The following is a 23,857-nucleotide window of genomic DNA, read 5'->3' as shown; positions in this document are numbered from 1 at the left end:
CCTTCCTTTCATTAGGTCTGTCTATAGACAGGTTTTCGTTATACGTTAAAATATGTATAAAGGCCAGCCGATATGATAGCGGTTTGTGAATGACCTTTTTCTGCAAAAAAACTTCTTGAAAATTATGATCAAAGACACACTATTATTTGTAAACTGCTTCATTGACAGGTATAGTGTATAGTAATATACTTACTTACCTAAAGTAAGGAGAAGACACACTATAAATTATAAAATAGGTGATGTTAACATGAAAATAACCCAGGAAACAAAAGACCTTTTAATAGATAAAATGAATATCATCAAAACCCCCGGTAAAGCTGATATATGCCTTGTGGGACCTGTGAACCTGCCGGTTGAACAAGGAGATTTCTCAACGGTTTTCCAATGGTATACATGGCTTCAGCTTGAAGGCGCGGATAATGAAAAGGATACGGTGCTTGATTCGCTTTCGGAAGCGAACCTCGCTTTTGGACAGCAATCCTCCGTATTGGTTTATGGTGATTTTAAAAAGTCGGAGGATGCACTTGTCCGGATGCATAGCATCTGCCACACAGGTGATATCTTCGGCAGTAAACGCTGTGATTGCGGCTACCAGCTCCACCAATCGATGAAGATGATAGCCGAGCATGGGTGCGGGGCCATTTTTTACCTTGCGGACCATGAAGGAAGAGGGATTGGCCTGTTTTCCAAATCCCTTGCCTATTTGCTTCAGCAGGAAGGTTATGACACGGTCGAGGCGAATGAGGCTTTAGGATTCGAAGACGATACGCGATCTTACGAGGGAGCCATTCGCGTATTGAGGGAACTGCGTAAGGATCCGGTGACTTTAATCACGAACAACCCCAAAAAGCTGGATGCCCTCATGAAGCATGGACTTGCGGCAAAGGACCATATTCCGCTTTGGGGCGGTTTGACGGAGGATAATAGTTTCTATCTCGATACAAAGGTTAAGAAGTCTGGACATATTCCCAAAAAGAAGCCAACTTTGATTGTATAAGGAGAGCTATAGAATGAATGATGATCAATATTACATGAAGCTGGCACTGGATTTGGCAGCCAGTGCTAAAGGAAAGACGAATCCAAATCCAGTGGTCGGGGCAGTCATAGTGAAAGACGGTGTGATAGCCGGGACAGGGATCCACCGTAAAGCGGGTGAACCGCATGCGGAAGTACATGCTTTCAAAATGGCGGGTGAGTATGCAGAAGGTGCAACGCTTTATGTGACTCTTGAGCCTTGTTCCCATTATGGAAAGACGCCTCCTTGTGCAAATTTGGTGAGAGAATCAGGTGTCCGGCGAGTGGTGGTTGCGACTCAAGATCCGAATCCGGAAGTGGCCGGCAGAGGGATATCGATCATAAAGGATGCAGGCATTGAAGTCGAAGTCGGCGTCCTGGAAAAGGAAGCTCAAAGGCTGAATGAGCGTTTCATTCACAATATGCTGACGGATCGTCCATTTGTCATATCGAAGTATGCGATGACACTCGATGGAAAACTTGCAACCCACACAGGCCATTCAAAGTGGATAACAGGAGAAGACTCACGTCATTCCGTTCATTTGCTTCGTGATGAGGTGGATGCCATCCTAGTTGGTATCGGGACTGTGTTGGCCGATGATCCATCACTGACGACCAGACTTCCGGAGGGCGGAGGGAAAAATCCGATCCGGATCATTTTAGACAGTGAATTACGGGTTCCGTTGGATGCCAAAGTTGTACAAGTATCAGATGCGAAGACCTTGATCGTGACGCAGGAAAATGCACCTGCGGATAAAATGGACCTTTTACGTGAAAAAGGGATTGAATTCATTTTCGTCCCCAAAAACGAGACTGGACTGAATCTAAAGGCATTAATGGAAGAGCTGTATAAAAAGGGGATTACGGATGTCTTGCTGGAAGGCGGAAGCGAAGTGAATGCCTCATTCCTTAGGGAAGGGCTCATCGATAAATACTTGATTTATATAGCCCCTAAACTATTGGGCGGTAGAAACTCACTAACACCGTATACTGGCATGAATGTGGATACGATGGATGAAGCGATGGATGTTTCCTTCTCTGGCGTGGAAACGTTTGGTGAGGACATACGCATCACGGCTTATCCTAAATAAAAATAGACAACAGGTGAAGAGGCATGAAGGTTAAATCAGATGTATGCATAGTCGGTTCAGGTCCTGGAGGTGCCCTGCTGGCTTACCTATTGGCCAAGCAGGACATTTCAGTCGTATTGCTTGAAAGGCATCCTGAAGTTTCAAGGGAGTTCAGGGGCGAGTTCTTGAATGATGAAGGAGTGGGCATTCTTAAAAAGCACGGTTTATTCAATAGTGTGGAAAAACTTGGCTTGCTTAGGATGGAACAAATTGAATATTGGCATGACGGCCAAATATTCAAAATCATTTTCCCAGAATGGCCTGTCGATCATGTTGGGATACATGTCCCTCAAAACCATCTGCTTACAGCCATATTGAATGAGGCCGAAAAGCTGGATTCCTTTCAATTGATGATGAATACGAGGGTTACCGGCTTGATGCAGAATGAAATGGGCCGTTTTACGGGTGTCAAGGCCCGTAATGGCGGGAATGACCTTGAAGTGCAAAGTCCATTGATAATCGGAGCGGACGGCAGGTTTTCCATCGTTCGAAAAAAAGCGGGAATACCAGTCGAGATTAAAGATCATGGCTATGATTTACTGTGGGCAAAAATTCCTGCTCCGGAGGGGTGGAGGCCTTCGATCAAGATGGCATTGGTCAATGGCTCCCAGGTTGCCCTCTTCACCCAGGCCGGAGGTTTCATCCAAATTGGCTGGAATATAGAGCATGGTTCATTTCCCCATTTGCGAAAACAGCATTTTGAACCGTTCATTGAAGATTTGCTTCTTGCCTTTCCTGAATTAAAAAAGGTTGTGTGTGAAAATATCCGCTCTTGGCAGGACTTCATTTTATTGGATGTTTACAGCAGCTATTGTGAAACGTGGACAAAGGATGGCGTTGCTTTATTAGGTGATGCAGCCCATACGATGACGCCTACAGGTGCGTTCGGACTCAATTGTGCCATGAAGGATGCCGATATATTGGCCGAGCTTATTTCTGGATGCATCCTGCAGGGGGATACTGGCTTCCTTGGACTTAAAATGGCTGAGCCAAAAAGAAAAGCCGAGATTGAAAGATTACAGGCCGTTCAGGTGGACAAGGAGATGTCCTTCGCATCACAGTTTGCCGCCGCTTATGTTTGAATAGGAGTGAAGGATATGAAATTCGGTTTTGATATTGACGATACCCTTATTAACTTGAGGGAGTTCGCGTTCCATCTTTATAATGAAAAGCTTAATACGAACATAGAGTTAACGAAATTCAGGGCTTTAAAGACGTTGGAGATCCATGAAGCTTTCGGGCTTGATAAAGAGGCTGGGGGCAAGATGTGGAACAGCCTGGCCGATGAAGTGTATTATTCATCCTGTCCAGCCTTCGAGGGCGCAGTGGAAACGCTGCAGGAGCTTGAACGCGATGGCCACGAAATCTATTACATTACCGCCAGAAAAGCGGAGCATGGTGAACGGACGAAAAAATGGCTGATCGAAAACGGCTTTCCGGTTAAGGATGACCATTTTTACTGCGGGATGAAGGATCATGAAAAAATTGATACGATCCGCAAATTGGAATTGGATTATTATTTTGATGATAAACCGGCGGTGCTGGAAACGTTATTGGATATTCCAACGAAAGTGTATGCAATGGATAACTCCTATAACAGGGAATTGGATATTCCAAGACTGACAAGCTGGTATGAATTAAAAGAAATCCTCTCCAAATAATACATTTACATGATTGACGGATGACTTGATAGACTTGGGTCATCCTTTTTTTGTATACTAATATGAATAGCGGTTCATTTTTTGCTAAAAAAACAAGAGAGTCGGGGGTAATGGGATGGAGAGAAATATTGAAAAGTCATTGATAGGCACGCTTGGGATTGAAATGAAAGAAGTCGGCGAGGGGAAAGTCATTGCGACGATGCCTGTGGATGAACGTACTAGGCAGCCGTATGGTTTATTGCATGGTGGAGCGTCCGTTGCGCTTGCGGAATCCGTTGCAAGCTTTGGAGGGATGATGCTGGTAGATAGTACAAAACAAGCTGTCGTCGGCCTTGAAATCAATGCCAATCATATTAGGGGCGTCCGTTCAGGTGTTGTTACCGCGGAGGGGAACATCATCCATCGCGGGAAGACGACGATGGTGTGGGACGTGAAGATCCGTGATGAAGAGGATCATCTTATCTGCATTTCACGCTGTACATTGGCCGTTATCGACTTACCGAAGTCAAAGTGAATCAAAAGAACAACGTAAATTGGCGCAATGATTCTACATTATTCGGTTTACGTATAATATGGCAGAAGACTATTGTATGAAAAGAGGTTTTTTTATGCTGGTGGGTCATATACAAGAAATCACCCGTCATCCTGTAAAATCATTCACTGGTGAACAGGTACAGAAAACGAAGGTGATGGACTATGGACTATATGGAGATCGCAGCCATGCCTTTAAAGGCAAAAATGGGAAGTTCCTGACGATAACCCAAGTCCCGGAAATGGTCCGTTATCAAGCTGCTTTTTCTGGTGAGGAAGCACTTGACCAATATCCGGAAATCCAAGTGAAGACCCCTTCAGGAAACGTTTTGACATGGGGAGAGGGAGCCTTTCAGCAGGAAATGGAAAGGTTGTTGAAACAGGAGGCAGAACCGGTTGTTTATCATCCTGCACATATTCCGTTAGGTGCGATTGAAGAAGAAAACATCCTGCTTGTCAGTGATGCCTCGATTGGCGAATTGACCAAGCTTTGGGGAAAAGAACTGGATGGCAGGAGATTCAGGCAAAATTTGATTATATCCTTAGTGAATAAAACCCCCTTTTTAGAAGAGCAATGGTTCGGAAAAAGGATTCTAATCGGAAATGAAGTGGAATTGGAGATCAAAAGGCATTGTGAGCGCTGTATGATCATAACTGTCGATCCAAGCGATTCACATAGAGATCCATCACTGCTGAAAACTGTCGTCAAGGAAAGGGAAAATCATTTTGGCGTATATGCCTCGGTCATGCAAACAGGTGAAATCAGAGTGGGCGACCAGGTATTTTTAAAAGATTGAAACAGAAAAGAGCTGCTCCTGTAATCAGGGCAGCTCTTTTTCAATGGCAGGGATCACCGGGTTTTCTTTAAATCATCCTGGACACTCCGATCCCACATTTTTACACCCGTATGATAAGCCGAGCGCATGATTAAATGTCCGGCAACAGGACTGGTCATGAAGATGAAGATGATCGCGAGCACGACCCGGAAATCGAAATGGCTATGTTTATAATAAAAATATAACAAGGTGCCGATCAGGATGAACATGATTCCAAGTGTCGAGCTTTTTGAGGCAGCGTGATTTCTTGTATAGACGTCGGGCAGCCGGATGATGCCGAAAGCCGAGACTAAAAAGAGAAAGACTCCCATTAATAGGAATAGGGCCGATAGGATTTCAACGATTGCGGTCATCTTCGATTATCTCCCCTTTCTCAAGGAATTTGGCGAAAGCGACCGTACCGATGAAAGATAGGATTCCGAGCAGAAGAATGGCTTCCAGATATGCACTTGTATCCATGACAATGGAGGCAAGTGCAACGATCGCGATAAGATTTATTCCCATTGCATCGAGTGCGATGACCCGATCCGGTACGGAAGGCCCTTTGATTAAACGGTATAAGAATCCAATCATGGAAAGTGAAACACCGAGCAACGCGATTTTAAGCATTAGATCGAACATTATTTGCCCACCTCCATAATCGCTTTTTCAAATGTATTTTTAATGCTGTCCACAGCCTCTTCCTTGTCGGCAATATCCATCGCGTGGATATAAAGAGTCCGATTATCTTCCGATACTTCAACGACAAGTGTTCCTGGTGTAAGTGTAATTAAATTCGATAGTATCGTAATTTCCCAATCCTTGGTCAGCACGGTTTCAAATGCGAATATGCCAGGCTTCATATCCAGGCTCGGTTTAAGCACGGCCTTAAGGACGCTAATGTTGGAAAGTATGAGTTCCCTTGCGAATATGAGCAGCAATAGAACGACGGCATTCACCCTTTTCAAGTAAAAACGATCATTGAAAAAATGACGGAAGACGAACATGATGCCGAGCCCCAATATATATCCGATGATAAAAGTGCTCCCGTTAAACTCATTTTTTAAAAACATCCAGATAAACGCAAGGAACACATTCAGTAAAATTTGGAATGACATCAGGCACTACTCCTTTAAAACCGCTTTGTTATAGATTTCGGGATTCATTAATGAATCTACAGCTTGTGTAATGTATGGGTAAACCGATTCTGTCCCTATTCCGAATAAAACGGAAATGATGACGAGGAGGACTGCCGGAACCAGCATTTTATTGACCTTTCCATTAGTTAAGGCATAATCAGCTTTTGGAGTTCCCCAAAAGCCATGCATGAATATTTTTATGACGGAATACAGGACCATCAAGCTTGAAATTAAGACAACGGCCATTCCCAAGTATGCCCCTTTTTCTGCAGCTCCCTGAAGAATAAGGAGCTTGCCGGCAAAACCGCTGAACGGCGGGATTCCCGCCAATGATATGGCCGCTATGAAGAAGGTCCATGCAACGGCAGGGTATTGCTTGATCAAGCCGCCCATGTCCCGTAAATCATCCGATCCGCTGATTTTGATCATGATGCCAACCAGCAGGAAGAGTGCAGCCTTGATCAGCATGTCATGAATGATATATAGAATGGAACCCGATAAAGCCTGTTCATTCATGATGGAGATGCCGTATAGAATAACCCCGACGGCGATGATGATATTGTAAATGATGATTTTTTTTACATCCCAATAAGCTATCGCACCAATGACACCGATGATAATGGTCAAGATTGCAAGTATCGCAAGGAATGTATGGGTGAAATCCTGGTCATGATAAAACATCAGTGTATAGGTCCGGAAAATGGAATAGATCCCGACCTTTGTCAGCAATGCCCCGAATAGAGCCATCACTGGAATGGGCGGAGCATAATAAGAACCAGGCAGCCATTGGAAAAGCGGGAAAATGGCTCCCTTCAAACCGAAGACGATCAGAAAGCCAATCGCTATCACCGAGATGATTCCAGGCTGGTTGACTTCCGTTATCCTTTGACTGATGTCCGCCATGTTCAATGTTCCTACGACTGAATAAAGATAAGCCACCATGATGACGAAAAAGGAAGAGGATAGTACATTGACGATGATATACTTCAATGATTCCCTCAGCTGGATTTTCGTCCCTCCCAGTACAAGCAGCACGTAGGAAGCCATCAGCATGACTTCGAAGAATACGAATAGATTGAAAAGATCCCCCGTAAGGAAGGCACCGTTTACCCCGATCAGTAAAAATTGGAATACAGGATAGTAATAATGTCTTTCACGTTCTTCCCCTATGGAGTAAAACGAGTAAAGCAGTATGGCCAATCCAATGATATTCGTGGTCAGTACGAGCAGCGAAGATAGCATATCTGCGACGATCACGATCCCGAATGGCGCCTCCCAGCTTCCGACGCCTAAAGTCAAGATGCCTTGATTATGGACCGTAAACACTAGATAAAGGGAAATTACAATTCCGATAAGAGAGGAAAAAAGCGATATCCCTCTTTGCAGCTTGATTTTTTTTGCAAAGAATATGAGCAGGATGCCTGTGAAAAGCGGCCATAAAACAGGCATGAAAGTAAGATTATTCATTCGTTTCCGTACCTCTCATTTCTTCCATGTCATCCGTACCGAGTTCCTGGTAGGTCCGATAAGCCAGTACCAGCAGAAATGATGTGACGCCGAAACTGATGACGATCGCCGTCAAGATAAGCGCTTGCGGAAGCGGATCGACATAGGATGCAGCTTCATCACTCAGCAATGGAACGGAACCGCCTTTCAAACCGCCCATCGTCAAAATCAAAAGGTGGGCGCCGTGACTGAGCAGCCCGGTACCGATTATGATTCTTAAAATGCTTTTGGAAAGCATTAAATAGGTCGCACACATAAATAGTATTCCAATGACAAATGCCATTAAAAGTTCCATTATTCACTCTCCCCTATCGTTTGAATAATGGTCATCGTTACACCAACAACCACAAGATAAACACCCAGATCAAAAAGTACCGCGGTATGAAGCGAGATGTGCCCAAGAAGCGGTAAATCAACATATTGATAAACATGTGTCATGAGGGGCACCCCGAACACCAGCCCACCGGCCACGGTCAGGCTTGATATGAACAGGCCTGAACCGATCATTAACTTATAGTCAATCGGCAAAATGCCGGTGACGGTTTTAATGTCGAAAGCGAGCAACAGCAGGACTATGGCGGCTGAAGTCATTAAACCGCCGACAAACCCGCCGCCTGGCGAATAATGCCCGCCTAAAAAGATGGCTACCGCAAACAGCAAGATAACAAAGGCGGCGACTTTCGTAACCGTTTGGAGAATCAGGTCATTTTGCTTCATGATTTATCTTTCCCCCCTGTCAAACGCAATTTGATCATCGCGAATATTCCGAGCGCAGCGATGGAAAGGACAGTGATTTCAAACATCGTATCAAGTCCGCGGAAGTCAACGAGAATGACATTTACGACGTTTTTCCCGCCTGCCTCCTTATAAGCATTTTCAAGATAGTAACTGGATATGGAATCAAATAGTTTATTGCTATGTGCCGATAAGGCGATCAATGTGACGATGACTCCTACACCAATGGATATCATGGCATTATTCAACTTGAACGTCATCCGTTCTTCCTTTCTGCTTGCCATTAACGGGAGGTGGAAGAAACAGAGCAAAAACAGCGATACCGAAATCGTTTCGATGACTAGTTGAGTCAAGGCTAAATCCGGTGCCCGCAGCAAAACGAAAAATAGGGAAATCGTATAACCGACGGCTCCTAAGATGATAATGGAAGTTAAACGGGATCTTGCAAACAGAATGGCGACCGAGCCAATCACGATGATTCCGGCTAATACCAATTCATATATGCCGATCGGGGCAAAATTCCCTGCATCCAATTTAAATGCATCCTTCCAATAGAGCGTAAAGCCCAAGGAAAGAATGAAGAAAAGGAAGATTGAAAGCAGATATGTCCGAATCGAACCTGTCATTAATACTTTCATGACGAAGGATGCTGAACGTTCGAGCCCTCTTACCCCGTTATCATACAAAGCATTCAGGGAGATGCGTTCAGGAATCCACTGAGTGACTTTCTGCCACTTCGGAAGCGTTTTGTATAATAGAATTCCAAATGCTATGATGCCGATGGTCATCCATACTTCAGGTTCGAATCCATGCCAGAAGGCGATATGGACTTGGAAATCCGGTCCCGCCAAGCTTGGCTGTATGCCGGCTACTGCTGGTTTAATGATGGATGAAGACAGCAAGTTTGGAAAAATACCGAAAACGATGACCAACGAAGCAAGGATGATCGGGGATATCAGCATCCCGACCGGTGCCTCGTGGGGCTTTTTTTCCAAAAGTTGTAACTGAAGTTTGCCTGTAAAGGGTTTGAGCACGACAATCATGCTATAAATAAAAGTGAATACACTGGCTACCCATGCAACCACAGGGAACAGGACCCCCCATGTCTCCATATTGAAGATATCCAATTCCAATACATTCACCATGCTGGCCAGGAACATTTCCTTGCTCAAAAAACCATTGAAGGGCGGAAGTCCAGCCATTGAAAAAGCACCTATCACAGCGACGGTGAAAGTGATTGGCATCAACTGCATCAATCCGCCAAGCTTTCTGATATCACGCGTACCGGTTTCATGATCAATGATGCCTGCAACCATGAATAGGCTCCCTTTAAAGGTCGCATGATTAATCAAGTGGAATACTGCTGCAACCGTGGCTGCCAAGTATATATTTTCCCCCAACGTTTCATAGTGGAGTGCCGCAGCACCAAGTCCCAAAAGCGACATGATCAATCCGAGCTGACTGATGGTGGAAAAAGCGAGAATCCCCTTCAAATCAGTCTGCTTGATTGCAGAGAATGAGCCCCAGAACAGGGTGATCAATCCGGCGATCGAAACGAGCCAGAACCATAATCCCGATTCTGCAAAAACAGGGCTTAATCGGGCAACCAAATAAATGCCAGCCTTGACCATTGTGGCGGAATGAAGGTAAGCACTGACCGGAGTAGGGGCTTCCATCGCGTCAGGAAGCCAAATATGGAATGGGAACTGTGCGGATTTAGTGAACGCGCCAAGCAGCACAAGCAAAAGTGCAGGAACGAAGAGCGAGTGGTCCATAAGTTCCCCGCTTTGGGCAATCAATTCACGTATGCTGAATGTGTTCCCCATAATGGAAAGGAGAATGATGCCTCCAAGCATGCTTAAGCCTCCAAACACAGTGATCAGCAGCGATTTCTGCGCCCCGTAACGTGAACGCTCCCTCTCATTCCAATATCCTATCAATAGAAAAGATGATAAACTCGTGAATTCCCAAAACGAATAAAGGACTATTAGATTATCGGAAAGGACGACACCAAGCATCGCCCCCATGAAAAGCAAAAGGAAGACGTAAAATTGGTTCAGCTTTTCTTTCTCCTTCGATAAATAGAAAATTGAATAAAGAACGACGAGTGAACCAATACCTGTAATGAGCAAGGCAAACAAAAGCCCTAGTCCATCGACATAGAAATCAACATCTATTCCGAGAGAAGGAATCCATGTTGCGCTTTCCATAACGATATCCCCTTGTTTGGTCAAGGAAATGAACCTTGAAAAATAGGTGAAAAGGAGAATCGGTAAAATAAATACAAACCAACCTGTATGTATTTGTCGGAATAGTTTGTACAATATTGGTACAATAAGTGCTAATAGAAACGGTGATAATACCGCCCAATGAAGTAAAGACATAAACTCCCCCCTTTTTTAAAAAACGAAGTCAGTCGTCTTATTATGCTTTTTTCACGCAATCCTAGACGTTAGGAAATCTTCGTTGAATATGTATTTTTTTATCGAATGCTTGCCTCGCTTAAAAGTATAACGCAATTTATGTGGGTTTGCATGGCTTTAAAAACGGTGAAGGCCAACTTGAATGATGTTTTATATATAGGTAGAAAAGGAGGGGAAAACGTCCTGAAAAATTTATTAAAAAAAGTTTTTCAACGGTGAATGAGTAGAGTATCCATTGTGAAATCGTGGATTATCTTGCATAATATAGGATAAAAGACACATGGATGGAGAAATCATGAAAAACACCTATTTATTTAGCTATTTACCAATCATTTCAATCCTATTGTTCAGCCTCTCATTTGCCATTTATGGGGAAATGCAAATGCTCAAGTTATTTGGAAATTTGGGAATCTACCAAGGGATGCTGGAATTCTTTTCTGAAGCCGGCATCAAGCTCGCGCTGCTGATCGTATTGCTCCTTTTATTCTTCAGGGTTTTTGCTGCATTGAAGCTGATCTCCGATACGATATTGGAGCTGTCTTTATTATTCTTTTCCAAGGATTCGGAGGGTAAAGCCCTGAACAGTGTAAGAAAGGGATCTGTCATTTATGTGATTGGCGGTGCCTGTTCATTGTTCAGCGTTCAATTCATCTTCGGGCTTGGGTCGATCTTTATCGCGACGAATGTCGTGGCTTTAATTTATTTTGTCAATAAGTTGAGCCCGAGCCTGAATTTGTCGAGGCTAGTGGGATTGGTCTTCTTTCCAATCTTCGTGTGGACGGCACTGATTTCAATAGTCGCTTATGCGGGATTGAAGCTCTATAACAGCGTCATTGCAAGTCTTCCCATATAGCGAAAAAGAAGGTGCCATTGCGGCACCTTACAGAATGTAGACATGAACTGCCCCGTAAATGTTAGACACCAAACTAACATTTACGGGGTGTTTTTTATGGCTAATTTTTCTGCCGAACAGAAAATATTCATTGTACGACTTTACCTTGAAGGAAAGCACAGCTATATGGATCTTCAGAAAATATTTGAAGTTTCTTATCAAATGATTCAAGGATGGGTTCGTTTATACCAAATTCAAGGAGCCGATGGATTTAAGAAATCCTATACAAGTTATTCTACGGAGTTTAAAATGGATGTACTTAATTATATGAATGAAACGGGTATATCTTCTTACGACGCAGCCGCAAGGTTTAATATTTCATCTCCAGCGCTAATTCGGACGTGGAGAATAAATGTTAATGCCTATGGATTAGATGCCCTAATTTCTAAGAAAAAGGGGAGACCATCCATGAAAAAAGATATCAATCCATCCAAACAAATTGAAGGTTCGGTTAAAGAGCTTGAAGAACGAATTAAACAACTGGAAATGGAGAATGCGTATTTAAAAAAGTTAAATACTTTAGTTCAAATGCAGGAAAAATTACAACCAAAATCAAAGCGCAAGTAATTTATGAACTAAAGTCCATTTATAAGGTTGTGGCCTTAATTAAAGTCGCTGATATTCCACGTAGCACGTACTATTATTGGGAAAAACGCTTGAATCGAGAAGATAAGTATTCGAAGGTAAAAGCCACTATTCAGTCTATCTATCATGAACATAAAGGACGTTACGGTTATCGTCGTATCACAAAAGAGTTAAAAAAATATGGGTTTTCTCACAATCCAAAGACCATCAACCGCCTCATGAATGAAATGGGCGTAAAATGTTTAGTCCGTATGAAAAAGTATCGTTCATATAAGGGGCGTGTTGGTCGAATTGCCCCCCATATTTTACAACGTGATTTTCAAGCCGAGAAAATGAATCAAAAATGGGTAACAGACGTAACGGAATTTCATTTATTTGGGGAGAAACGTTACTTATCCCCTATCCTTGATTTATGTAATGGTGAAATTATTGCCTACAAAGTGATGAAACGGCCTGTTTATAAACTTGTTGGAGATATGTTAGATGAGGCGATTAAACACCTAAAACCAGAAGATACGGTCATCCTCCATTCGGATCAAGGGTGGCATTATCAAATGAAGAAGTATCAAAAAACCTTAAAAGATTCCCGCATTATACAAAGCATGTCCCGTAAGGGAAATTGTTTAGATAACGCAGTCATGGAAAACTTTTTTGGCTTGTTAAAGTCTGAATTGCTTTATCTCCAAGAGTTTGAAAGTATGGAGCACTTTGAAAAGGAATTAGATGATTATATTCATTACTATAACCACAAACGAATGAAGGTAAAATTAAAAGACCTGAGTCCGATAGAATACCGAACTCAGGTCTTAGAAGCTGCTTAAATTATATGTCTAACTTTATTGGGTCAGATCAACAATAATGAGTTGCCTACAGTTTTTTTGAGGAAATGTAAGAAGGTTGATTTCCACTCCAGGCACTCGCTTTCCGCGGGCGGTCCGGGAGCCTCCTCGGCGCCAGCGCCTGCGGGGTCTCCCTTTGACGCGCTTTTCCCGCAGGAGTCTCGTACCTTCCGCTCCAATCAACTTTGTTTTAGCATTTAGATGGAACTTCTTTTGTCGACAACAGGAAGGTGCCATCAGACTGTAGACAACCAGGATAATATCAAAGCAAGCGGCTAGCATTGTCTTGGCTAGCTGGTTATTCGCCAGGAGTGTCGCGAATTTTTTCAATCCATTGAGGTTTCATCCCCTGTAAAACAAATCATAGAGTAGACCATGTCTTGTTTTAAAATCATGGTAATAATTCCATGATCAAATCGTGTCAGGGATTGAGACCATTCCGAACCTCATTTTATTGACAAACTAAGAAGGTGCCATTGCGGCACCTTCTTTTTTCACTCGGCAGTCTGGCTGATATCTTTCCAAATCAATAGATGGGGTGAATGTGAATAAATGGATTGTAGATTGGATGGCTTGTCCCTTCCAATCCAAACCCCTGTAGTATAGTGTGCTGTCAGACCGACAAACCACATGTCTTTGACATCATTGGTCGTACCGGTTTTACCGCCGACATAATCTGTAGGAAAGTAGGCTTTGCGGGCTGTTCCGGATAGGGTTGTTTCATGGAGCAGCTGCCGCATCTTGGCTACGGTGCGTTTGTTCCATATCTCCTTGGAGCGGTCTTTCCATTTATAAAGGACTTTACCTTCTTGGTCGGTGACTTTTGTAATGGCACGCGCTGGCTGATAGTTTCCGTCATGGAAGGAAGTATAGGCATTTGTGAGTTCAAGGGGACTCATGCCATATTCGAATCCGCCTATGGCCGAACTCGTATGGTGGTCTTTTTTGCTCACCTTATTAAAGTCGAAAGTATCCAGGTACTTGAAACTCGTTTCCATCCCCGTCTTTTCAAAGAGTCTTATGGCGGGTGTGTTATAGGACTGAGCGAAGGCAGTTCTAAGTGTGACCATCCCATAGCTGTCGCCGCTATAATTCTTTGGACAATAGCTATTGCTGCAATAGCTTGCTCCGCTTACGAGCTGATTGATGTCAGCATCCGTTTCTTCTAAATAGGGAGCATAATCGAGAAGCGGCTTAATCGCTGACCCTGGCTGCCTATAGCTTTGGTATGCCCGGTTGAAAGAATTTTTTTTATAATCTTTTCCCCCAATCAAAGAGACAAGCTCGTGCGTATGATGCTGTATAACCACTAAAGCTCCCTCGATATCATTGACACCAATTTTTGATTGTACAGCAGTCTTTGATTGTGTTTGCAGTTTAGTATCGAGTGCGGTATGGATGGTTACACCGGAATTCAAAAGCTTTTTGACCTTTTTATCCAACTCGGCTTCCGCGTTCTTACGTATAGCGACATCAGTGCTTTGCAGAGATTTGTCGAGACCCTCGGAGGATGCCACCAGGTTTTTCAATTCCTGATGAACATATGTCACGTAATCGGGATATAAGTCGACCGGGGTGGACAAGTCTAATTTAATCGTACTTTTGATAAGCTTTTCGTACTCGGACTGTTCTAAAGCACCATTGGCAACCATTTGTTCCAGCATTCTCTCCTGACGCTTTTTCGTCGCATCGAAATGTTCAAGGGGATTATAGTATTCCGGATTATTAGGGATTGCGGCAAGGAAGGCAAGTTCCGCCTTGGTTAACTCTCCAGTCGGTTTACTGAAATAATATTGGGAAGCAGCTTCGATTCCATAAGCTCCATTACTGAAATAGATGGCATTCAAATACAGCTCCATGATTTCCGGTTTTGATTTTTTTCGCTCTATCTGATAGGCATAAATGAGTTCGCTGAGTTTTCGGTTATATGTCCTATCATGTGATAGATAAACATTCCTGGCCAGTTGCTGGGTAATGGTACTGCCGCCTTGTTCGATTGTTTTATTTTGTGAATTGATAAGAAGCGCCCTGCTTATGCCGGATAGGTCGATTCCTGCATGATCATAAAATTTCTGGTCCTCTGTAACGATGAACAGATTTTCCAGGAAAAGGGGGATGTCTTCAAGTTTTAAGTAAGTCCGTTTCTCACCAGTGGAAATTTCACTGATGACCTTTCCATTTGCGGCCTTCATGTAACTATTCTGAGCCAGTTCTATCGATTCAACAGGAATCCGCTCGTCGAGTACATGATAGGGAGATTGCGCTAAGGACCACTCCTGATTGGAAAGGAAAATGAAAAGGATCAATACGGGAACTAAGAGGGAAATCGTGATATAGCCAAGATACGTGCGCATAGTTCAACTTCCTAACTAATATATTTTTAGTATGTCCTTGGAATGAAGGAATGAAAAAATGGTACTTTTGGTTCATTCATCCATCATAATCCAAAAAAGGTAGACAATAAAGAGTTTTGGGTAAATTAGGTATGACGGCGAGCGCGGTATCCGAATGGCAAAGAAATAACTTTCTAAATCTTCTGTTATAATAATCTCGTGAGAAAAAACCATGTTTGTTTATATGTTGATGTCAGGAATATGAAGGGGGTCATAAAAATGGAGGAACAACAGCAATATGTATTCATAGATTTTGAATTTACGATGCCGGAAGGAAAAGCCAATCCAACGGGGTTTTATCCGGAAATCATTGAGGTTGGTTTAGTCACCGTCATTAATGAGACCATTGAGGAACAATTCTCATCTTTTGTTAACCCAGTGAAATTTCCAGTTTTAACGGGAAGGTGCAAGAAGTTCTTGAACATTACCCAGGATCAGGTGGACCGGGGGATTTCATTTGAAGAGCTGGTTGCGTTATTGAAGAAAATAGATGAACAGCACCCGACGACGATTGTTACTTGGGGAAATATGGACATGAAGGTGCTTCGCCAGAATTGTCAGAAGGCAGGATTGGATTTCCCTTTTTCAGGGAAGGAAAATGATCTATGCCTGGAGTATAAACGCTTTTTCGGGGATCAAAATCAAACCGGACTTTGGAAAGCTGTACAGGCCTATGGCAAAGAAGGGACAGGCAAGCATCATAGGGCTCTCGATGATGCGATTACGACATATAATATCTTTAAGTTAGTGGAGAAAGATAAAAGTTATATGAAAAATCATGAACCGACGACAATTGGCGACCGCATTGATTTATCAAAGGTATTGAATCATTTAGTGTTATAAAAGCCAAATCATATACTACTGATTTGGCTTTTAAGCTTTATTTGAAATAATCCGCCGCTAGATCTTCAAGCAACTGTAAGCTTTTATCATTCCACTCTGTTTGGGCTTCGCTTAAAGTGCCTTTCATTTTATCAACAGCTTCTCTTAAGGATTCCTTATACTCCGGAATCTCCTCATCGAAAGTCCTTACCATATTTTTTGGTACATTGGTTTGTTCCCGGAATGCAAGAGCACGCCGCTGATGGAACATGGACACTTCCGTTTGCTTCGGGTTATGAAGATCTCCTTGCATGGGGTGCTTCAAAACAGCCAACACTTTAACAAGATATGCAGCAGGTCTGATATCGGTGACTTCCCCGATGTATTTTCCAGTTTTATATATGGCGGTAACCTTATCGCCGATTTTAAAATCCTGTTCTGACATTTCCCTACCACCTTTCTTTTAACTTCCTTCATGATACATAAGAACAACGATTTTTTACAGCGAATTTGTTCAATTTCGTAAAGATGCTTTTTTTATGAAAATCGTGTAAAGTGTACAAATGAAGATGGAAAATGGTGTTTCATGCCATTTTATTTTAAAAAGAAAGAGGTTATGTACAATGACAAACTTTCCGCAATTAACAAGTGAAGTTTTGGAAAATGAAAAAGCGGTCATCATGCAAACGACGATGGGCGATATTAAAATTAAACTATTCCCTGAACTGGCTCCAAAGACAGTGGAGAATTTCTTGACACATGCTGAAAACGGTTATTACGAAGGAATCATCTTCCACCGTGTCATCAAGGATTTCATGCTTCAAGGCGGAGATCCGACAGGGACTGGAATGGGTGGAGAAAGTATTTGGGGAGCTCCATTTGAGGACGAGTTCTCCATGCAATTATTCAATTTGCGCGGAGCTCTTTCCATGGCTAATGCAGGCCCGGGAACAAACGGCAGCCAATTCTTCGTCGTACAAGCCCAGCACGTGGACAGCAGGATGGGTGAGCAAATGAAGCAAGCCGGTTATCCGGAAGAAATCATCAGTGCTTATATGGAACAAGGAGGCACACCATGGCTGGATCATAAACACTCTGTTTTTGGACAAGTGGTCGAAGGCATGGACGTTGTTGATACGATTGCTAACGTAGAGACAGTTGCGGGAGACAAGCCAGCAGTGGACGTTGTCATTAAAGGGATCACCATTTTATAAATAAAAGATAAGCGAGGGGCTCAGTGCCTCTCGTTTTTTATGTTTTAGTGGATTAGGCCCACTAGTGGATTGTTCTGGTAATTGATATAATGAGAGATGAAGTTTAATTCCCTATCAGGAAGGATGTAACGGATGGACTTTCTCGATCATGCTTTACTAGGTTTGTTTCTTTACTTTCCGGAAGACAAGACTGAATATATCTCGGCTGGTATAACTTGCTTCATTTTTTTAGTGGCGGCCGTTTTTACGATGAGGGCAATTATAAGATATTCAAAGAAGGAAGAATTGAAAACGAAGCAATTCGAAGATGAGGTCACCAGAAGGAACCAGCGTATAAAGGATGATACCATTTCCTGATCCCGGAAGATGCCTGCATCGCGAGCCCCGTTTTTTGATATTGATTATCTGAATATGAATGGTATTATGTTTTGTTAGAAGGTCGTAAAGAATTAAATGTTCCCTTCTTAGCATAAGCATTTTATACTATAAGCATAGAGATAGAAACTTTGGGGGCGTAATTGGTTATGCAAATCGTAGCTAAAAGAATGATTGCGGCAGATACGGTCAAGGACTTTTTCATTCAGCACTGGGAGACGACTCAAGTCGTTTTTTCAAGAGGCTTGTTTCATTATGCGGAACTTGAGGGTTTTGGGTGATGGACGAGAATGGAAAAATCACGGGATTGGGAACATACAAATTATCCGACCATGTATGTCAGATCATCTCTTTGAACAGTGAGCATGAGAATCAAGGTGTGGGCTCATCATTGCTTTATGTGATGGAAAATATCGCTAAGGAAAAAAATTGCCATACTATTAAAGCGATTACAACGAACGATAATCTACAGGCGTTGAAGTTTTTTCAAAAGCGTGGTTATGTCATTTCGGAAATCGTTAAAAATGCCGTGGAAGAATCACGGAAAATCAAGCCGGAAATACCATTTTACAGTTTTGATGGAATTCCGATCCGAGACGAGATCATACTGGAGAAATGCTTATAATAAGGTGAAATTCACCTGGATATTGATAGGGGGAATGGTTATGTTTAAGAAAATGGCGGCTGATGCCCTTGGTCTTAGTGATATTGGAAGTGTGATTAGTCCTGCAGATTATGACAAGGTGGATGCAGATGATTATATTATGCATGAAGATGGGGAAAAAATTTATTTCCTGATTAAATCGAAAACCGATGAGTACTGTTTCACGAATCAAGCGTTCATACATTTGGACGGCACAAGTGCGATTAGCAAAAAGCGAACACTTACAAGATATAGCTACAGCCAGTATACGATCTCCAATGCCACGCTTGAAACCGCAGGGACAGTGGATTTGGATGCAGAAATTAAATTTTCGATCGGTGCAAAGACTTTCTCCATTGATGTCCATAAGAAATTCATTGAAGAATTAAAAGACTTGTTCAAATCACTCGTTAAAATATCGGAAATTTGCCATGAGAATGAATTTGCCCTTCAATATGCCCAGCAAAGCGTAAACCTTGCTTCTTCCACTTTGAACCAGGTTCGCACTGATGGAAGCCAAATGGCTGCAAGCTTCAAGGAAATTAATTCGGCCGCTTTCGATTGGTTGATGGACAGCCGGAAAAAGTACCATGTGAAAGATTTTGGCTTTGTTTTTGAGAAATATATCAATAATTAAAAAAGAAGGCGAACACAACATTTTGTGTTCGCCTTCTTTTTTAATTATTCAAATCACTCAATCCCGGGCTATGTTCATTTGGCATATCCGGCATTTCAGGCACAGGGAATCCTTTTGGCGGCTCGGTAACAGCAAGGTTTCCGCCATTTCGGCTCGGTGTCTCCCCTTGGAAAATCTCGCCGATTCGTGTTTGATCCATCCTGAAATTGAATTGGGCATTATGGTAACCTAAATCCACATATTTGCGGCATTCAGGATATTTGTTCAAATCATAATTAGGTACAGGGAAGATTTTCCCCCAGTCGACGCCAAGCGTTTCTAATGCCTTGGCAAATGCATTTTGGTGGGCATTGTCGCGAACCATTAAAAATGCCAGTGTTTCGCGCATTGATTTATTGGAACTCATTTCATAAATTCTGGACTTTTGCAGGACTCCCGTAGATTCAAGCATGACATTATTCAAAAGGTTGGCCACAAGATTACCGTGATCATAAACCCATGATCCGTTCCATGGATTGCCGCCAGCATCGACGGGCAGGGATGCTTTCGCACCGATGATGAAATGGTGAGGGTTTGCGCCGCCTTTGATGACTTCATCCAATGGGGCGTCATCGATACCGGAATCTCCAGGCATATCCCCGCCAGCATCATTCAGCAGCTGATTGATGGTAGATTGGACAAGTTCAACATGGCTCAGTTCCTCCAAGAAAACTCCGCGAATTAAATCACGATATTGTTTAGCCTTGCCGCGAAAGTTGGCGCTTTGGAAAGAATATTGCATCATCGTCCGCATTTCACCGAATTGCCCTCCAAGCGTTTCCTGGAGCACTTTTGCAGCATTTGGATCAGGCTTATCGGGAACGATCATATTGATTAAGTCTTCTTTATAGAAATACAAATGGAAGCCCTCCTTAAAATTAATATTTCTAAGTTAGCTTCTGTTATCTGAATTAATTTATTCCTAAGGTAAAAAGTACCTTTATGGAATGACGGGAAGAGAGAAATACTAGAGGGAAGAACGATTTTGAAAGGATGTTGCACATGCTATCCAATCAGCAGCTAAAAGAATTTCAACAGCAATTGCAGCAAACGAAGCAAGAGTTGGAAGAACGATTAAATGATTCAGGCAACCACGATTTAAGAAGAAGCCTGGAGGATTCGACTGGTGAGTTATCGAGTTACGATAATCATCCCGGAGATGAAGGAACCGAGTTATATGAACGGGAAAAGGATTTGGCCCTTACCGAGCATGATCGGGATGAAATAAGGGATATTGAACGAGCGCTTTCTGCCATCGAGGCAGGTGAGTATGGCAAATGCGAGGTTTGTTCAAAGGAAATACCTCTTGAACGTTTGAAAGCAATCCCTACAACGACTTATTGTGTCGAGCATACTCCCTCACAGGAAACTTCGGACAATCGGCCGGTGGAAGAGGAAGTGCTCGGACCCCCATTCGGGAGGTTTGATTATGATGACCGGCATGAATCGGTTGCCTACGATGCGGAAGATTCTTGGCAGGATGTTGCCAGTTATGGAACATCTGAATCGCCTTCCGATTTCGTAAATCCGCCAAACGATTACGAAGATATGTATGTCGAGTCCGAAGAAAATGTCGGCTATGTCGAAAATTATGAAAATTTCGTTGGTGTGGATATGTACGGGGAAGAGGTAACGGTTTATCCAAACTCCCAATATGAAGAATTGAAGGAAGAACTTTTTGAAGAAAATATTCAAACCCCGTTTGGGGATTTGCCCCGATATGAGCATGATCCTTATGTGGATGAAGAAAAAGATTAAAATGAAGAACCAGGATTCTAAGCCTGGTTCTTTTTTTATTTAAGAAAAAGCCAATTTCAACCGGTTTAGCCCATCCATCATGACGCTGCGTGAACAACCGAGATTCATTCGGACGAAACCTTCTCCGCCAGGTCCGTATTTAGAACCAGGCTCCAATGCGAGCTTCCCTTGATGGATCAGCCGATCCTTTATTTCCTTGTCGTTCAATCCAAGGTCACGGCAGTCAATCCATAAAAGGTAAGAGGCTTCCGGATGCATGACATGCAGTGAAGGAATTTCGGCTGCAATGAATTCCTCTGCCACTTTTATATTCTCCTCAATGTAGCCTATCATGTCTTCAAGCCATTCCAAGCCCTCCCGATACGCGGCTTCCATTGCTGTTAAGGCAAAGATGTTAAGACCATGGAAGGCCAGTTTCGTTTGCGCCATTTGCAGTTGCTTCTGCAATCTTTCATTACTGGTGATCAGGAATGAGGCCTGAAGGCCGGCAATATTGAATGTTTTGCTTGGCGCCATCAATGTAACGGTCCTATCCGCTAATTTTTCTGAAAGGGAGCCAATCGGATAATGCTTGGATGTTGTATGGAATAAGTCAGCATGTATCTCATCACTGACGATGACTACATCATATTTTTCACATAGCTCCCCGATCCGTAGGAGTTCGTCCTTTGTCCAAACGCGTCCGCCAGGGTTATGCGGACTGCAAAAAAGGAATAGTTTCACTCCGCTTTTCAGCTTGTCCTCAAAATCGTTGAAATCAATCTCGAAGCGGTCCTTTTCAATGATAAGGGGACTATTGACCACTTCCCGGTCATTGTTTTTGATCATATCAAAAAATGGGGTATAGACGGGAGATTGTAACAGTATTTTATCGCCCGGGTTCGTGAATGCCTGGATGGTTGTACCGATTGCGGAAACGACGCCGGAGCTGAATGAAATCCACTTCTTATCGATTTGCCAGGAGTGCCGGTCTTTAAGCCAGCTTTGAATTTCAGTGAAGACCGTTTCAGAAGGGACGGTATAGCCGAAAATCGGATGATTCAAGCGTTCCATCAATGCCTTTTGAATGCCCTCAGGAGATGGGAAGTCCATATCGGCAACCCACATTGGCAGAACATCCTCGCGCCCATATAAGGATGTGAGGGAGTTTTTATCCCATTTTGCAGACCCTGAATTTTCCCTGTTGATTTGTTCTTCAAAAATTGATTTGTTCAAAATATCCACCACCGAATAAAAATTTGTCGTCTTCGCGAAAAGCCTGTTGTTATGATACTATGATATCATGTTCTTTGAAAATATTGAGCAGGTGATAAATTAGATGGATACACAGCAAATGAATTTAGCGTTGGTTGCCGTTTTACAAGAATGGGACCCTTTCAAGATAGGTTGGGATCTATATGAGCCGGAAATTGCAGATACGGTCGTAGCAATCCGGGATATAGATGACCCGAAGGAACTGGCGGAAAAAATAAAATCCATTTACGAGTTCGCATTTGATGAGTCCATTCAGATGGAAAAGTGCCTGGACGTTGCACGAAAGCTGCTCATCATAAAAAATGATACCAGCTGTTCGATATAAAGGTGAAAAAGGTGTACCCGGAAATCAGGGGCACCTTTTTTACGTAGTTTTTTGCTCTATACCCATAGTTTGTTCAGTTAACTGATGGTTTGTGCAGTATACTCGTGAATTTCAGCGATTTACTCGTGAGATTCGGCGATTTACTGGTGAATTGTGCTTTTACTCGTAAGTTTGTGTAGTTTACTCGTAAGTTTTGGCGATTTACTCGTGAGTGGTCAGCGATTTACTCGTGAGTTTACGTTGGGGTGGCTACTCCAATAAACCCCTTAATTAGTTGGTACACTTCTTCAGGTTTCTCTTCTGGAAGAAGGTGCCCGGTATCCTCAATGACAACAAGCTCGGAATTAGGCAGGTCTTCATGGAGCCTTTCGCCGATATTCAATGGCACCACTCGATCATGTCTTCCCCAAATAAGCAGGCATGGTGTATGAATATCACTAAGGTCCTCCTTCAGCAAATCGATTTCCTTATCTCGAAGCATTCTTCCCAATGCCCGGAAAATATCATGCTTCTTTATGAATGGCTTTAGATATCCCTGCCGCATTTCATCGTCAATCATCGCCGGGTCATGGACGACATTTTTCAAGTTCTTTTCGATACCTGATTTTTGCAGATACCGTTTTATCCCGTATGAAAAGAAAGGCAGGTAACTGACCATCTTCATTTTTTCCGAATAGCCGGGCTGATAGCCTGAGCCGGCAAGTAGAATGGCATGGTCGACAAGGTCAGGATATGACTTGATGAGCTGCAGGGAAATCTGCCCGCCCATGGAATGGCCGATGATACTGAATTTCCTGATTCCTTTTCCCTCCAGGAACATAACGATGGATTTAGCGATGTTTCGGAATGAATATGTATATCGATAATCTTTGCCGCTTTGCCCGAATGGCGGGAGGTCTATGGAGATCACATTGTATTCCTTGATTAAATGGGGGACTAATTTACGGAAACTGAAGCTCGATGACAAAAATCCGTGAAGCAGGACAAGGGTGGGGAGAGAATCATCGATTCGGTCATATTCAAAATAGATTTCGATATTCCCTACCCATTCGAGACCTTTGGTTGTATGACTTTCCACATAAGCTCCTCCTCCGTTATTGTTCCATGATAAAAACCTATGTTACCCT

28 protein-coding genes are annotated in these 23,857 nt (G+C 42.9%); 16 read left to right on the top strand and 12 right to left on the bottom strand.

The window, feature by feature from the left end; translation table 11 throughout:
- Positions 1–247: 247 nt before the first annotated feature.
- The 6 genes from MKX49_RS23450 (at position 248) to MKX49_RS23425 (ending at position 5,133) form a co-directional block, all read left to right on the top strand.
- Positions 248–997 (top strand): GTP cyclohydrolase II, encoded by a 750-nt coding sequence (locus MKX49_RS23450; RefSeq protein WP_340877994.1) that lies wholly within the window; start codon positions 248–250, stop codon positions 995–997.
- 13 nt (positions 998–1,010) lie between these two features.
- A complete protein-coding gene (gene ribD / locus MKX49_RS23445) occupies positions 1,011–2,105 on the top strand; it encodes a bifunctional diaminohydroxyphosphoribosylaminopyrimidine deaminase/5-amino-6-(5-phosphoribosylamino)uracil reductase RibD (RefSeq protein WP_063595848.1) in 1,095 nt (364 codons plus the stop codon).
- A 23-nt stretch (positions 2,106–2,128) separates the two neighbouring features.
- Positions 2,129–3,226: an FAD-dependent monooxygenase gene (locus MKX49_RS23440; RefSeq protein ID WP_340877993.1), complete on the top strand. Its 1,098-nt coding sequence runs from the start codon at positions 2,129–2,131 to the stop codon at positions 3,224–3,226.
- Between the two features lie 15 nt (positions 3,227–3,241).
- A complete protein-coding gene (locus tag MKX49_RS23435) occupies positions 3,242–3,805 on the top strand; it encodes a 5' nucleotidase, NT5C type (RefSeq protein WP_241592773.1) in 564 nt (187 codons plus the stop codon).
- 115 nt (positions 3,806–3,920) lie between these two features.
- On the top strand, positions 3,921–4,319 hold the full coding sequence (locus MKX49_RS23430; protein ID WP_340877989.1) for a hotdog fold thioesterase: 399 nt from the start codon (positions 3,921–3,923) through the stop codon (positions 4,317–4,319).
- A gap of 94 nt (positions 4,320–4,413) precedes the next feature.
- Positions 4,414–5,133, top strand: a complete 720-nt coding sequence (locus tag MKX49_RS23425) for an MOSC domain-containing protein (RefSeq protein WP_289351272.1) — start codon at positions 4,414–4,416, stop codon at positions 5,131–5,133.
- 53 nt (positions 5,134–5,186) lie between these two features.
- On the opposite strand, the gene mnhG is transcribed toward MKX49_RS23425, so the two are convergent.
- The 7 genes from mnhG to MKX49_RS23390 are packed head-to-tail and all read right to left on the bottom strand — an operon-like array spanning position 5,187 to position 10,915.
- Positions 5,187–5,525: a monovalent cation/H(+) antiporter subunit G gene (gene mnhG / locus MKX49_RS23420; protein WP_048687653.1), complete on the bottom strand. Its 339-nt coding sequence runs from the start codon at positions 5,523–5,525 to the stop codon at positions 5,187–5,189.
- Positions 5,509–5,781: a Na(+)/H(+) antiporter subunit F1 gene (locus tag MKX49_RS23415; RefSeq protein WP_370023645.1), complete on the bottom strand. Its 273-nt coding sequence runs from the start codon at positions 5,779–5,781 to the stop codon at positions 5,509–5,511. Before MKX49_RS23415 ends, mnhG begins: the two co-directional genes overlap by 17 nt.
- An 11-nt stretch (positions 5,782–5,792) precedes the next feature.
- Positions 5,793–6,269 (bottom strand): Na+/H+ antiporter subunit E, encoded by a 477-nt coding sequence (locus tag MKX49_RS23410; RefSeq protein ID WP_323596148.1) that lies wholly within the window; start codon positions 6,267–6,269, stop codon positions 5,793–5,795.
- A 6-nt stretch (positions 6,270–6,275) separates the two neighbouring features.
- Entirely contained in the window at positions 6,276–7,757 is a 1,482-nt protein-coding gene (locus MKX49_RS23405; RefSeq protein ID WP_340877986.1) for a Na+/H+ antiporter subunit D, read from the bottom strand.
- The gene (locus MKX49_RS23400; RefSeq protein WP_048687657.1) at positions 7,750–8,091 is read right to left on the bottom strand and encodes a Na(+)/H(+) antiporter subunit C; all 342 of its coding nucleotides are present in this window, start codon (positions 8,089–8,091) and stop codon (positions 7,750–7,752) included. The genes MKX49_RS23405 and MKX49_RS23400 overlap by 8 nt, the downstream gene beginning before the upstream one ends.
- The gene (locus tag MKX49_RS23395; protein ID WP_034310256.1) at positions 8,091–8,513 is read right to left on the bottom strand and encodes a Na(+)/H(+) antiporter subunit B; all 423 of its coding nucleotides are present in this window, start codon (positions 8,511–8,513) and stop codon (positions 8,091–8,093) included. The genes MKX49_RS23400 and MKX49_RS23395 overlap by 1 nt, the downstream gene beginning before the upstream one ends.
- Positions 8,510–10,915, bottom strand: coding sequence for a Na+/H+ antiporter subunit A (locus tag MKX49_RS23390; RefSeq protein WP_340877984.1), 2,406 nt, complete (start codon positions 10,913–10,915; stop codon positions 8,510–8,512). The genes MKX49_RS23395 and MKX49_RS23390 overlap by 4 nt, the downstream gene beginning before the upstream one ends.
- Before the next feature lie 319 nt (positions 10,916–11,234).
- Between MKX49_RS23390 and MKX49_RS23385 the strand changes: the two genes are divergently transcribed.
- The gene (locus MKX49_RS23385; RefSeq protein ID WP_340877982.1) at positions 11,235–11,807 is read left to right on the top strand and encodes a DUF5366 family protein; all 573 of its coding nucleotides are present in this window, start codon (positions 11,235–11,237) and stop codon (positions 11,805–11,807) included.
- Positions 11,808–11,903: 96 nt separating this feature from the next.
- Positions 11,904–13,252, top strand: a protein-coding gene (locus tag MKX49_RS23380; protein ID WP_445670112.1) for an IS3 family transposase whose coding sequence is annotated in 2 segments (ribosomal slippage) — positions 11,904–12,384 and positions 12,384–13,252 — 1,350 coding nt in all. Because the reading frame shifts where the segments join, the coding sequence is not laid out codon by codon here.
- A gap of 512 nt (positions 13,253–13,764) precedes the next feature.
- On the opposite strand, the gene MKX49_RS23375 is transcribed toward MKX49_RS23380, so the two are convergent.
- On the bottom strand, positions 13,765–15,624 hold the full coding sequence (locus MKX49_RS23375; protein ID WP_340877980.1) for a transglycosylase domain-containing protein: 1,860 nt from the start codon (positions 15,622–15,624) through the stop codon (positions 13,765–13,767).
- 258 nt (positions 15,625–15,882) lie between these two features.
- Here MKX49_RS23375 and kapD point away from each other — a divergent pair, with 258 nt between their 5' ends.
- Positions 15,883–16,506 (top strand): 3'-5' exonuclease KapD, encoded by a 624-nt coding sequence (kapD, locus tag MKX49_RS23370; RefSeq protein WP_340877978.1) that lies wholly within the window; start codon positions 15,883–15,885, stop codon positions 16,504–16,506.
- A 37-nt stretch (positions 16,507–16,543) separates the two neighbouring features.
- Here kapD and MKX49_RS23365 read toward each other — a convergent pair whose 3' ends face one another.
- Positions 16,544–16,930 (bottom strand): kinase-associated lipoprotein B, encoded by a 387-nt coding sequence (locus MKX49_RS23365; RefSeq protein WP_034310268.1) that lies wholly within the window; start codon positions 16,928–16,930, stop codon positions 16,544–16,546.
- Positions 16,931–17,108: 178 nt separating this feature from the next.
- Here MKX49_RS23365 and MKX49_RS23360 point away from each other — a divergent pair, with 178 nt between their 5' ends.
- The 5 genes from MKX49_RS23360 to MKX49_RS23340 all read left to right on the top strand — a co-directional run bounded on the left by MKX49_RS23360 (position 17,109) and on the right by MKX49_RS23340 (position 19,354).
- Positions 17,109–17,699 carry a peptidylprolyl isomerase gene (locus tag MKX49_RS23360; RefSeq protein WP_034310270.1) on the top strand — a complete coding sequence of 197 codons (591 nt, stop codon included), beginning with the start codon at positions 17,109–17,111 and terminating at the stop codon, positions 17,697–17,699.
- A gap of 132 nt (positions 17,700–17,831) precedes the next feature.
- Positions 17,832–18,056, top strand: coding sequence for a hypothetical protein (locus tag MKX49_RS23355; protein WP_340877976.1), 225 nt, complete (start codon positions 17,832–17,834; stop codon positions 18,054–18,056).
- Between the two features lie 167 nt (positions 18,057–18,223).
- Entirely contained in the window at positions 18,224–18,355 is a 132-nt protein-coding gene (locus MKX49_RS23350; RefSeq protein ID WP_340877974.1) for a hypothetical protein, read from the top strand.
- Positions 18,355–18,699: a GNAT family N-acetyltransferase gene (locus MKX49_RS23345; RefSeq protein WP_340877972.1), complete on the top strand. Its 345-nt coding sequence runs from the start codon at positions 18,355–18,357 to the stop codon at positions 18,697–18,699. Before MKX49_RS23350 ends, MKX49_RS23345 begins: the two co-directional genes overlap by 1 nt.
- A gap of 40 nt (positions 18,700–18,739) precedes the next feature.
- A complete protein-coding gene (locus MKX49_RS23340; RefSeq protein WP_323596131.1) occupies positions 18,740–19,354 on the top strand; it encodes a PH domain-containing protein in 615 nt (204 codons plus the stop codon).
- 40 nt (positions 19,355–19,394) lie between these two features.
- On the opposite strand, the gene MKX49_RS23335 is transcribed toward MKX49_RS23340, so the two are convergent.
- Positions 19,395–20,252 carry a manganese catalase family protein gene (locus MKX49_RS23335; protein ID WP_323596130.1) on the bottom strand — a complete coding sequence of 286 codons (858 nt, stop codon included), beginning with the start codon at positions 20,250–20,252 and terminating at the stop codon, positions 19,395–19,397.
- Positions 20,253–20,395: 143 nt separating this feature from the next.
- Here MKX49_RS23335 and MKX49_RS23330 point away from each other — a divergent pair, with 143 nt between their 5' ends.
- Positions 20,396–21,151 (top strand): TraR/DksA C4-type zinc finger protein, encoded by a 756-nt coding sequence (locus MKX49_RS23330; protein ID WP_340877970.1) that lies wholly within the window; start codon positions 20,396–20,398, stop codon positions 21,149–21,151.
- A gap of 39 nt (positions 21,152–21,190) precedes the next feature.
- Here the strand turns inward: MKX49_RS23330 and MKX49_RS23325 are convergent, their stop codons facing one another.
- Complete coding sequence (locus MKX49_RS23325) at positions 21,191–22,375, bottom strand: MalY/PatB family protein (protein ID WP_340878609.1); 1,185 nt, start codon at positions 22,373–22,375, stop codon at positions 21,191–21,193.
- A gap of 94 nt (positions 22,376–22,469) precedes the next feature.
- Between MKX49_RS23325 and MKX49_RS23320 the strand changes: the two genes are divergently transcribed.
- Positions 22,470–22,730, top strand: a complete 261-nt coding sequence (locus MKX49_RS23320; protein ID WP_340877969.1) for a DUF1871 family protein — start codon at positions 22,470–22,472, stop codon at positions 22,728–22,730.
- A 235-nt stretch (positions 22,731–22,965) separates the two neighbouring features.
- Here the strand turns inward: MKX49_RS23320 and MKX49_RS23315 are convergent, their stop codons facing one another.
- A complete protein-coding gene (locus MKX49_RS23315; protein WP_340877968.1) occupies positions 22,966–23,808 on the bottom strand; it encodes an alpha/beta fold hydrolase in 843 nt (280 codons plus the stop codon).
- Positions 23,809–23,857 lie beyond the last annotated feature (49 nt).

Origin of the sequence: Peribacillus sp. FSL M8-0224 (assembly GCF_038003055.1) — a bacterium.
GTDB lineage: Bacteria > Bacillota > Bacilli > Bacillales > DSM-1321 > Peribacillus > Peribacillus frigoritolerans.
The sequence above is the reverse complement of the archived record's forward strand: the minus strand, read 5'-3'. Positions and strand labels throughout refer to the sequence as shown.